The sequence below is a fragment of the Dongia deserti genome, from assembly GCF_003574735.1.
GTDB classification, from domain to species: Bacteria; Pseudomonadota; Alphaproteobacteria; order Dongiales; family Dongiaceae; genus Dongia_A; species Dongia_A deserti.
In genome coordinates, this window is the sequence record NZ_QORW01000016.1 from 121,377 (window position 1) to 132,160 (window position 10,784).

Below are 10,784 nucleotides of genomic sequence, written 5' to 3' on the forward strand. Positions count from 1 at the left end.
ATTATCATGACACAAAAGAACTCGACGCTGCGGCCGCCCGGTGCGGCAGATTTCGCGCTGCTGCTGTTGCTGGCGCTGACCTGGGGATCGTCCTTCTTTTTCATCAAGCAGGCGGTCGAGACCTTGCCGCCGCTCTCACTTGCGGTCGGGCGCATCACCATCGGCGCGGCGATGCTGCTGATCATTGCCTTTGCCAAGGGCCAGGAGATGCCGCGCGGCCTTGGCCTGTGGGGGCGGATGATCTTTCTCGGCATCATCGGCAACTCTCTGCCCTTCTTTCTCATCGGCTGGGGCGAGCAATACACGCCGTCCAATCTCGCCGCGATCCTGATGGCGACGATCCCGAGCTTCGTCATCGTGCTGGCGCACTTCTTCACCCACGATGAGCCGCTGACCCTCGGCAAGGCGCTGGGTGCTTTGCTCGGCTTCGCGGGCGTCCTGGCCCTGATCGGCGTTGATGCGCTGAAAGGATTGGGCGACGTCGTGATCGGCCAGATCGCGATCCTGGCCGGCGCCTTCTCCTATTCGCTCTACGGCGTCAACGCCAAGCGCCTGCCGCCGCTCGGTTCGGAGATGCTGGTCGGCACCATCCTGCTGGCCGGTCTGGTGCCGCTCATTCCCGTCTGGCTCGTGATCGATCAGCCCTGGACCCTGGCACCGGATGGCGAGGCTTGGTTCTCGGTCGGCTGGCTCGGCCTGTTGTCGACGGGCGGCGGCAATCTGCTGTTCTTCCTGCTGCTGCGCAGGGTCGGCGCCGGCTTCGGCTCGTTCAACAACTACCTGGTCCCGCTGATGGGCGTCGGCTGGGGATTCTTCCTGGCCGGCGAACGGCCGAGCTGGAACGCTCTGGTCGCGCTCCTGCTGATCCTGACTGGCCTTGCACTGGCGCGCTGGCTGAAACCCAGCTTCAGGGCGTCGGTGTCGAAGCCTGCGGCCTCTGGACGCTGAAGCCCAGGACATCGCGCATGGAATAGAGGCCGGGCTTCTTGCCCGCCGCCCAAAGCACTGACTTCACCGCGCCGCGCGCGAAGATCTCGCGGCTGCCTGCCCGGTGGGTGATCTCCACCCGCTCGCCATCGGCGGCGAAGATGACGGTGTGGTCGCCGACCACATCGCCGCCGCGCAAGGCGGCAAAGCCGATCTCGCCCTTGATCCGTGGCCCCACTTGCCCGTCGCGCGAGCGGCGCGAAATGCGGCGCAGGTTCTGTCCCCGCCCGCGCGCTGCAGCCTCGCCCAGGGCCAGCGCAGTGCCCGACGGCGCGTCGATCTTGGCGCGGTGGTGCATTTCCACGATCTCGATATCCCAATCGGGATCGAGGATGCGTGCGACCTCCTCCACCACCTGCTGCAGCAGGTTGATGCCGAGGCTCATGTTGGCGGCGAGGACGATCGGCGCCCTCTGCGCGGCGCGATAGAGACTGTTCAGCTGATCGTTGTCGAAGCCGGTCGTGCCGATGACCAGGGCGGAGCCGGTACGGGCCGCCATCTGGGCATGCTGGATGGTCGCCGTTGGGTTGGTGAAATCCACCACCACGTCCGAGGTCTCGAACAGCATGGATGGATCATCGCTGACCGAGATGCCGAGCGGGTCGGCCCCGGCCAAGGCCCCGATATCCTGCCCCAGGGCGATCGAACCTTTGCGCTCCGTCCCGCCTACCACCACGATGCCGGGGGCGTTGATCAGCATCTTGAGCAGCATCTGGCCCATCCGGCCGGCGCAGCCGACCACCCCGACCTTGACCGCGCCGTTGCTGGGGCGCTTGACCCGGACCGGGGCCGGCCCGGCCGGACGCGGCGCCGGCTTTTCAGCCGGTTTTTCTTGAGATTTCAATCCGATAGGCTTCTTTTGCAAAGCCTTGGCGCCAGCTTTGGCGGCTGGCTTGGTTGCTGGTTTGACGGCGGGCTTGCCGGCTTTCTTCGTGTTCATCCCCGATCCCCGCGAGTCGCAAAAGTTAACGCATCTTGCAACTGTAGTCGGGTTGGCAGCGAAAGGGCAACGGGGAGGGGCAGAAAGAGAGCCTGGTTAGTTCGTGCCGGTCTTACGGCTGGCGGCCGGCGCCTGGGACCGATCGGGCAGCGGAACGATCGCCGGGGCAATGACACGGCTGCGGGGGAAGCGCACGTCCGCCTTGGTGCCCTTGCCGGGATGGCTCTCCAGTCGGAATTCGGCGCCATGCAGCTCGACCAGGCGCTGCACCAGCGGCAGGCCGAGTCCGGTCCCTTCGAACCGCCGCTCGAACGTGCTTTCCAGCTGGCCGAACGGCGTCATGGCCTTGGGGATGTCTTCCGACCGCATGCCGATGCCGGTGTCGATGATGGACAGCGACAGGCCGCCATCGGTCAGGATCGCCGCGCTGATGGTGACACGCCCGCCCCGCTCGGTGAACTTCACCGCGTTGGAGAGCAGGTTGAGCACGATCTGCTTCACCTTGGTCTCGTCCGCCCACAGCAGCGGCAGTGTCTGCGGCAGCATCACCTGCACATGCACGCCGCCACGCTCCGCGCGCTCGAACATCAGGCGCTGGCACGAATGGACGCAGCGCGTCAGGTCCACTTCGCCCTCGCTCAGGGTCGCCTGGCCGAGATCGATCTTCGAAAGGTCGAGAATGTCGTTGATGAGACCGAGCAGGTGACGGCCGCTGGCCACGATGTCGGTCGCATAGTCGGTGTAGCGGTCGTTAAGCTCGCCGAACAGCTTGTTCGAGATCACCTCGGAAAAGCCGATGATGGCGTTCAAGGGCGTGCGCAGCTCGTGACTCATGTTGGCGAGGAACTGAGTCTTGGCGCGGTTCGCCGCCTCCGCCGATTCCTTGGCGTGGCGCAGCGCGCGTTCCTGCCGCCGCCGCTCGGTCGCGTCGGTCAGCATCATGATGGTGAGGGCGCCTTCGCCGCCATCGGCCAGTTCGTAGGATGCGCCCTCCAGCGGGAACTGCGTGCCGGATTGGGTGCGCCCCTTGATCTCGCCCCGGCGCAGACGCTGGATGATGTGCTCGAAGGTCAGCGGCTGGCCGCCGGCCTGTGCGCGATCGTCGCTGAACAGCAGCGTGACCGGCAGGCCGACCGTCTCTTGCGTGGCATAACCGAACAGCTTCGCCGCGCCCTTGCTGCACAGGCGGACGTGTCGGTCCTGGTCGACCGCGATGATGGCGGTGGGTGCGATCTCCAGCATGGCGGCGAGGCGGCTTTCCGAACGCTGCGCCTTCAGCGCTGCATCCGCCGCGGCGCGGCGCAGCCCGTCTTCGACGCGCCAGCTCCATCCTTCGGCCACTGCGACTGCGATGGCAAAGACGAGGCAGGCCGGCATCAGGATAGCCAACGCCTCGGGGCGCGTCACGCCATCCGCGTCGAGCGCGACAGTGAGCGAGATGACCACGATGCCGAGTGCTGGAATCAACGGCTCCAGCCTGCGCGACCGGCTGAAGGCCGTGATCAGGAACTGCTCGCCCAGCGGCTTCTCACCCACGCGCGCTCGCGCCTGGTGAATATGTTCGGCGGCCGCCCAGAACTGGAACGCGCTGCCGAGCAGCCACAGGAAGTCATAGACCTGACCGACTTGATAGTCGCGGCCCAACAGGCTCAACCCGTACGAGGTATTCGCGAGCGCGTGGCAGCCGAGGCCGATCATCAGCGGCGTCAGGATGAAACGCCTGTGGCCCCAAACATAGAAGCAGAGCGAGAGCACGCCCATCAGGAACGCGGCACCGTAGAGCAGCGGATAGGCGACTGCCGTCGTGAGATAGAGCGCGCCATCGCCGCTGGCGACGATCGCTTCGCTGACGTGGAGGCCGACCGCGGCATAGAGCGCGGCGCCGATCATCACCAGTTGGCTTACGAGTTTCGGTCCGATCGAGGCGCCCTTCGGCTTCTCGCCGAAGAACGTCAGGCCGATCGCGTAGAGCGGCGCGAACAGGAGATAAAAGAGATCGCTGATCGCCGGGAATGGCGTCCGCACGTTCGCCATCAGCTCGTAATAATCCCAGATCAGCTGGCCGAGGAACCAGGCGCCAGACGCTGCCGCGAAGAATCCCCAGGCAATGCGGTCGCGGCCCGTGAGCGTCAGGGCAGCGCGCAAGCTGAGCAGCGTGGTGGCGAGATACGCAAGGGTCCACGCACCATCGACCCACCAATGCCGGAGCGTTTGGTCTGCCGGCTGACCGATCGCGAAGCCGCCGATGAACAACGCCCAGCCGATGATGAGGATGAACCGCCACGGCAACACAGCGCGGCGGTGCATGGCACCTGCCGCGGTCGGGGGATCCGATGGCGTAACGATCGGGCTGTCGGAATTGGCGGGGACGCCGTGCGCGCTGCGCGCACGCGACGCCGCAGCGCCAAGCTCAGCGCTCATGCGCCGCTCCTTTGCACCGACGGATCGCTGCCCTTGCTGGCGGCTTCGCCCATTCTTCGCCTTGTCTTCCCGCTTGAGCGCGTGCTTGAAGGCGCACGGCCAAGCGCTTTGGCCGAAAGGCGAACGCTAGGGCGCGATACGTTAAGAGAAGGTAAAGAGCTGGGGCAAGTTGCAGGGATTAGGTAGTGATTCCTTCAAAGGACCGCTGGTCCTCCGGGGAATGTTCCACTACCGCCATTCCAAAGCGGGCCAGCCACGCCCGCACGCCTTGCAGCGACTGATTGATGACCTGATCCATATCGAGATAGCGGTACGTGCCGCACCGGCCGATGAACTGGATCTTGGCCTCTTCGCGCGCCAGGTCCTGGTACTGCCGATAGAGCGCGTCCGGGGCGCCGTCGCTGGTCTTCACCGGATAATAGCGTTCCATGTGATTGTCCGTGTCAGCGCAGGGTTCCTCGCGCGTCACGGTCTTCACGTCGCCCGGCCGCACCACATGGCCGGGCAACAGGCTCCAGTCGTCCTGGCGCGTGTAACGGCTGTCATCGGTGAAATTGACCTGCATCGTGCCGCCCAACCGGTAGCTGATCGGCTCCTGGCGATGATGAAAGCGGATGGAGCGGTAGGGCAGCGCGCCGAGTGCGTAGCCGAAATATTCGTCGATCGCCATGCTGTTGAAGCAGAAATCATAGTCGCGCACCATCTCCCTGGCGAAGGCGATGCCGGTCGCGACCCGGATGCCCGGATGGTCCAGCATCCGCCGCACCAGTTCGGTGTATCCGTCAGAGGGCAGCCCCTGGTAGCGGTCGCCGGGGAAATAGCGGTCCTCGTCATCGTCCCGGATCGGCACGCGCTGCACCACGGACGCGGCCATCTGTTCCAGCTTCATGCCCCACATCTTTTCGCTATAGGGCCGGAACAGCAGATCTGTAAGCTCGACCCCGATCCTTGCATTCAAATACTCCGCCGCATTGCGCGGCGCGGGGTGCGGCACGGCCACGCGCGCCAGGAATGCGCCCACGTCTTCCGGCGTTGATAGCGACTGCCCGAATACCGCGTTGACTGTGGTGCGGTTAACCGGCAAGGGAACACCCCGTCCGATCGTCGGGACCCATGCGCTGACCCGATGCTGGTACGGGACGAATGTGGCAAAGCGCGCAACCCAGGCCCAGACGCGCTCGCTGTTGGTATGGAAGAGATGCGGGCCGTAGGCGTGCCGGCGGATGCCGGTCGCGTCCACTTCATCGAACGCATTGCCGGCAATGTGGGCCCGCCGGTCTATGACCTCCACATGGCAGCCGGCCTCGGCCAGTTCGCGCGCATAGACCGCGCCCGCAAATCCGGCACCTACGACCAGGATTGCCTTTGCCTTCATCGCCTCCCTCGACGCGACATGCCCGCAATGCTAGCAAACATCATCCGCGCGGCCTAGCTGATCGCTATAGCAATGGCCCGGGTTCCAACAGCGTCGGCACCTGCTGCTTCTTGCGCTTGCGCGGGACCAACTTGCGCCAGGCCGCGCGCCATGAGGGCTTCGCAGCGAACGGCTGCTCTACGGGCGGCGGCTCGCGCGCATCGATCTCGTCGGCGATCGCCGTCGTTTTCAAGAGCAGCGGCTTCAGCTCCGCCCGCTGCGACAGCACCTGCGCGTATTCCTGCAGCAGATCGGTCTTGTCCAGAGCGCGCCGCTGAACATAGAAGGCGAAGTGCGCCGCGATGGTATCCGTGCAGAAGCAGTTGGGTCGGCCGAGGCGCGTCGGGATGACATTACTGAGGTCCTCTTCCTCCCCCGGCCGGACCTCGCCTCCGATCGCGGCCATGTCGCGGCCGAACCAGCAGATTGCATTGATCGAGAAGCGGTTCAGCGCGATCTCCCGCGGCCCGCAATGCAGCCGGTGGGTTTCGTCACGCGCGACGAGATCAAGGAAGAACCTGTGCAGGCGCACGGCAAAGCCCGGTTCGTGCCAGCCGACGCGATCCATGCAGGTGGCGCCAACGTAGCGCGACGGCGCGACCTTGCCGCAGGTTTGCAGCAGGTTGGTGCAGACCGCGTTGTTGACGATGAGCGGCATCACCAGGAAATAACGCGGGTTGGCGATGCGGAATCGCAGCAAGATTTCGAAGAAGCCCGGCTCGAGCCAGACCACGTCGTCATCGAGGCGGATGTAAATCGTGTCCTCGTCCAGAGCGCCAGGAAAGAAGGCGCGAATCGCGCTCCAGCTCGGCTTTTCGCCGCGTGGCTGCGGCACCACGCGCACACGCTCATCCAGTCGCGTCAGCGCCTTCATGAACGCGCGGTCGCCGGCATCGTCGGTGTTCACCCAGAGGTCGTACCGGTCGACCAGGCCGGACGCCAGGATCTGCGGCACCAGCAGCTTCATATAGCGTCGCCGCCCCGCCGGCGTCACGCACACGATACGATAGCCCTCGAACATCTTCCCCCGAAGCGCGGTCCAGATGACGGCGCGCACCGTAGAACGAATCGACGCTTGGGGAAAGACTGCGCGCTCTTGGGCGCGGCTAGCTCTCTTCCTTCCCGAAGAACTCCTTCACGCGCGCGAAGAACGTGTCGGATTCGGGTGAGGAGGAGGAGCCGTGCTTCTTGCTCTCGGACTCGAACTGCTGGAGCAGTTCCTTCTGCTTCTTGCTGAGATTGACCGGCGTCTCCACCACGATCTCGGCATACATATCGCCGCGCGCGTTGGTCCTGAGCACGCTCATGCCCTTGCCCTTGAGGCGGAACTGCTGGCCGGTCTGCGTGCCGGCGGGCACCTGGACCTTGGCGCGGGAGCCGTCGATGGTCGGAATCTCGATCGCACCGCCGAGTGCGGCAGTCGCCATGGAGAGCGGCACGCGGCAATGGACGTTGGCGCCATCGCGCTGGAACAGGCGATGCGGCTTCACCGAGAGGAAGATGTAGAGATCGCCCGATGGCGCGCCGCGCAATCCTGCTTCGCCTTCGCCGGCGAGGCGGATGCGCGTGCCATCCTCGACGCCGGCCGGGATGGTCACCTGCAAGGTCTTGTCCTTCGCGGTGCGGCCCTGGCCGTGGCATGCCGGACACGGCTTCTCGATCACCTTGCCGAGACCGCCGCAGCTCTGGCAGGTCCGCTCGATGGTGAAGAAGCCTTGCGTGGCGCGCACCCTCCCGTGGCCGCGGCAGGTCGGGCAGTTGATCGGGTGGGTGCCCTTCTCGCCGCCGGTGCCGTGACAGGCTTCGCACGGCACGGTGCCGGGCACGCGGACGGTCGCCTGCTTGCCGGCGAACGCCTCCTCCAGCGTGATCTCCATGTTGTAACGGAGGTCGCCGCCGCGCGCGCGGGACTGGCCGCCGCGACGGCCGCCCATGAACTCGCCGAACATCTCGTCGAAAATGTCGGCAAAACCGGTTGCGGTGAAATCGAAGCCGGCGCCGCCGGCGCGCCCATTGAAGCCGCCATTGCCTTCGAACGCGGCATGGCCGAAACGGTCATAGGCCGCGCGCTTCTGCTCGTCCTTGAGGACGTCGTAGGCTTCGTTGATCTCCTTGAATTTCTGCTCCGCCGCCGCATCGCCGTGATTGCGGTCGGGGTGATATTGCATGGCGAGCTTGCGATACGCCTTCTTGACCGTGTCGAGATCGGCGTCCTTCGCCACCCCCAGTGTCGAATAATAATCCTGCTTCGCCATCGCCTATTCGCTCAAGCTTGGCGACACCGGGCGGAACCATTTCCGCCCCACGCCCCCGGTACGCCTATGAAATGCGGCAGGGGCCGGACCTTCCCTGTCCGACCCCCACCGATACACTCGGACGCTCAGGCGCTCTTGCCCTTGCGCTCGTCGACCTCCTCGAAATCGGCGTCGACGACTTTCTCATCATTGGCCTGGGCACCGCCGGCATCACCGCCGCCCTGCGCACCGGCCGCACCATCACCACCCGTGCCGGCACCTGGCGCAGCGCCGCCTTGCTCGGCGGCTGCCTTATACATGGCTTCGCCGACCTTCATCAGCGCCTGGATCAGGGCATCGGTCTTGGCCTTGATGGCGTCGGCGTTCTCGCTCTCCATTTCCGACTTCAGAGCCGCGATCGCGCTTTCGACCGCGTCCTTGTCGCTGGCCGCGACCTTGTCGCCGGCCTCCTTCAGCTGCTTTTCCGCGCCGTGGATGGTGGAGTCCGCTTGGTTGCGCGCTTCCACCAGGGCCCGGCGCTTCTTGTCCTCGGCGGCGTGCGCCTCGGCATCCTTCACCATATTCTGGATGTCGCTGTCGCTGAGGCCGCCGGAGGCCTGGATACGGATCTGCTGCTCCTTGTTGGTCGCCTTGTCCTTGGCCTGGACGTTGACGATTCCGTTGGCATCGATGTCGAACGTGACCTCGATCTGCGGCATGCCGCGCGGGGCCGGCGGGATGCCGACCAGGTCGAATTGACCGAGCAGCTTGTTGTCCGCCGCCATCTCGCGCTCGCCCTGGAACACGCGGATGGTGACCGCGGTCTGGCCGTCCTCGGCGGTCGAGAACACCTGGCTCTTCTTGGTCGGGATCGTGGTGTTGCGGTCGATCAGGCGCGTGAACACGCCACCGAGCGTCTCGATGCCGAGCGACAGCGGCGTCACGTCCAAAAGCAGGACGTCCTTCACCTCGCCCTTCAGCACCGCGCCCTGGATGGCGGCGCCGACCGCGACCACTTCGTCCGGATTCACGCCGCGATGCGGCTCGCGGCCGAAGAACTCCTTCACCTTCTCGATGATCTTGGGCATGCGGGTCATGCCGCCGACCAGGATCACCTCGTTGATGTCGGAGGCCTTGAGCCCCGCATCCTTCAGCGCCTTGCGGCACGGCTCCATCGTGCGCTCGATCAGGTCATCGACCAGCGATTCGAGCTTGGCGCGCGTCAGCTTGATGTTGAGATGCTTTGGCCCGGTCTGGTCCGCCGTGATGAAGGGCAGGTTGACCTCGGTCTGCATCGCGGACGACAGTTCGATCTTCGCCTTCTCGGCCGCTTCCTTCAGGCGCTGCAGCGCGAGGCGATCCTTGCGCAGGTCGATGCCGTTGTCCTTCTTGAACTCGTCGGCCAGGTAGTCGATCACGCGCGCGTCGAAATCCTCGCCGCCGAGGAACGTGTCGCCATTGGTCGACTTCACCTCGAACACGCCGTCGCCGATCTCGAGCACCGAGATGTCGAACGTGCCGCCGCCAAGGTCATAGACCGCGATGACGCCGGTGCCCTTCTTCTCCATGCCGTAGGCGAGTGCCGCCGCCGTCGGCTCGTTGATGATGCGCAGCACTTCGAGGCCGGCGATCTTGCCGGCGTCCTTGGTGGCCTGGCGCTGGGAGTCGTTGAAGTAGGCGGGAACGGTGATGACCGCCTGGGTGACCTTCTCGCCGAGGTAGTTCTCGGCCGTCTCCTTCATCTTCTGCAGGATGAAGGCGGAGATCTGCGAGGGAGAATAATTCTTGCCGTGGGCACTGACCCAGGCGTCGCCATTGTCGCCGGAGACGATCTTGTAGGAGACGAGCCCCATGTCCTTCTTGGTGAGCGGATCGTCGAAGCGGCGCCCGATCAGGCGCTTGATGGCGAACAGGGTGTTCTCGGGATTGGTCACCGCCTGGCGTTTAGCGGCCTGGCCAACCAGGCGCTCGCCGGAATCGGTGAAGGCCACCATCGAAGGCGTGGTGCGCGCGCCTTCCGCATTCTCGATCACCCTGGTGTCCTTGCCGTCCATCACGGCGACGCAGGAATTGGTGGTGCCGAGGTCGATGCCAATGACTTTACTCATCTCTTCCTCTCAATCTCAGCAAGTCCCTGGCGCGACCTTCCCGATGAAGCGCCGCGGAGACTCCCGTCGGTATGTGTTATTTGGCGGTCTCTGAGCCGCCTTTCCAGCGGCCTTCCGGCCGGCCGTGGCCGGTCCTGAAGACCCCCGAATTTCCGCAGGGATATATAGGGGCTTTTCGAGGCGTTGCAAGACGATGGAACCTACCGCATGTGCCGTTGCGGAACGCAGCGGCAACACGCCACCCCTGACTTTCGGAGTCGTCGACCCCTGGTTGAGCGTCCTGGGCAAGGCCGGCTCCAGAGGGATATTGGGACTATGGTCTGCTCCCGCAGCCATTGAGCCTTAAGCAAGCCCATGGGAGAATTTGGTTCTGCCCTCGGGGAGATCAGATCATGGCGCGTAGCATTCAATCGCAATCGGGCCGTCCGCAAGCGGGTGTCGGGGCCGTCCTGGGCCTGCTGGCCAATGCGATCTTCTGGCTGGTTGCAGCGATGGTGCTGCCGATCCGCGCGATCGTGGATGCGTTCCCTGAGATCGCGCCATATAGCCTTTGGGCGCCGATCCTGCTCTATGCCCTGGCATTCTGGAGCTTCATCCGCGCCGCCCGCGTCCTGCAGCGGCTCGCTGCCACCCGGACCGCGCCGGCCGCGCGGCCCAGGGCCGCCGCGCCGCAGGCCGGA

General features: G+C 65.2%; 8 protein-coding genes. 2 read left to right on the forward strand and 6 right to left on the reverse strand.

All coding sequences use genetic code 11. The features are described from left to right. Window positions 1–6: 6 nt before the first annotated feature. Window positions 7–948 (forward strand): DMT family transporter, encoded by a 942-nt coding sequence (locus DTX69_RS22610; RefSeq protein WP_119303854.1) that lies wholly within the window; start codon window positions 7–9, stop codon window positions 946–948. Here DTX69_RS22610 and dapB read toward each other — a convergent pair. From dapB to dnaK, 6 genes are all read right to left on the reverse strand, one after another. Continuing rightward, entirely contained in the window at window positions 908–1,927 is a 1,020-nt protein-coding gene (gene dapB / locus DTX69_RS22615; RefSeq protein ID WP_119303855.1) for a 4-hydroxy-tetrahydrodipicolinate reductase, read from the reverse strand. The genes DTX69_RS22610 and dapB overlap by 41 nt on opposite strands. 96 nt (window positions 1,928–2,023) lie before the next feature. Then, window positions 2,024–4,348, reverse strand: coding sequence for a sensor histidine kinase (locus DTX69_RS22620; RefSeq protein WP_119303856.1), 2,325 nt, complete (start codon window positions 4,346–4,348; stop codon window positions 2,024–2,026). A 178-nt stretch (window positions 4,349–4,526) separates the two neighbouring features. Continuing rightward, window positions 4,527–5,723 carry a UDP-galactopyranose mutase gene (locus tag DTX69_RS22625; RefSeq protein WP_119303857.1) on the reverse strand — a complete coding sequence of 399 codons (1,197 nt, stop codon included), beginning with the start codon at window positions 5,721–5,723 and terminating at the stop codon, window positions 4,527–4,529. Between the two features lie 64 nt (window positions 5,724–5,787). Further along, the gene (locus DTX69_RS22630) at window positions 5,788–6,819 is read right to left on the reverse strand and encodes a hypothetical protein (RefSeq protein WP_162917467.1); all 1,032 of its coding nucleotides are present in this window, start codon (window positions 6,817–6,819) and stop codon (window positions 5,788–5,790) included. A 49-nt stretch (window positions 6,820–6,868) separates the two neighbouring features. Beyond that, complete coding sequence (gene dnaJ, locus DTX69_RS22635; protein WP_119303859.1) at window positions 6,869–8,017, reverse strand: molecular chaperone DnaJ; 1,149 nt, start codon at window positions 8,015–8,017, stop codon at window positions 6,869–6,871. A gap of 125 nt (window positions 8,018–8,142) precedes the next feature. Continuing rightward, window positions 8,143–10,104 (reverse strand): molecular chaperone DnaK, encoded by a 1,962-nt coding sequence (dnaK, locus tag DTX69_RS22640; RefSeq protein ID WP_119303860.1) that lies wholly within the window; start codon window positions 10,102–10,104, stop codon window positions 8,143–8,145. A 392-nt stretch (window positions 10,105–10,496) separates the two neighbouring features. Between dnaK and DTX69_RS22645 the strand changes: the two genes are divergently transcribed. After that, on the forward strand, window positions 10,497–10,784 hold a 288-nt coding region (locus DTX69_RS22645), incomplete at its 3' end, for a hypothetical protein (protein ID WP_162917468.1).

Coding starts and splice junctions, on each gene's coding strand:
- DTX69_RS22610 (WP_119303854.1), top strand. CDS start 7: ATGACACAAAAGAACTCGACGCTGCGGCCGCCCGGTGCGGCAGATTTC.
- dapB (WP_119303855.1), bottom strand. CDS start 1,927: ATGAACACGAAGAAAGCCGGCAAGCCCGCCGTCAAACCAGCAACCAAG.
- DTX69_RS22620 (WP_119303856.1), bottom strand. CDS start 4,348: ATGAGCGCTGAGCTTGGCGCTGCGGCGTCGCGTGCGCGCAGCGCGCAC.
- DTX69_RS22625 (WP_119303857.1), bottom strand. CDS start 5,723: ATGAAGGCAAAGGCAATCCTGGTCGTAGGTGCCGGATTTGCGGGCGCG.
- dnaJ (WP_119303859.1), bottom strand. CDS start 8,017: ATGGCGAAGCAGGATTATTATTCGACACTGGGGGTGGCGAAGGACGCC.
- dnaK (WP_119303860.1), bottom strand. CDS start 10,104: ATGAGTAAAGTCATTGGCATCGACCTCGGCACCACCAATTCCTGCGTC.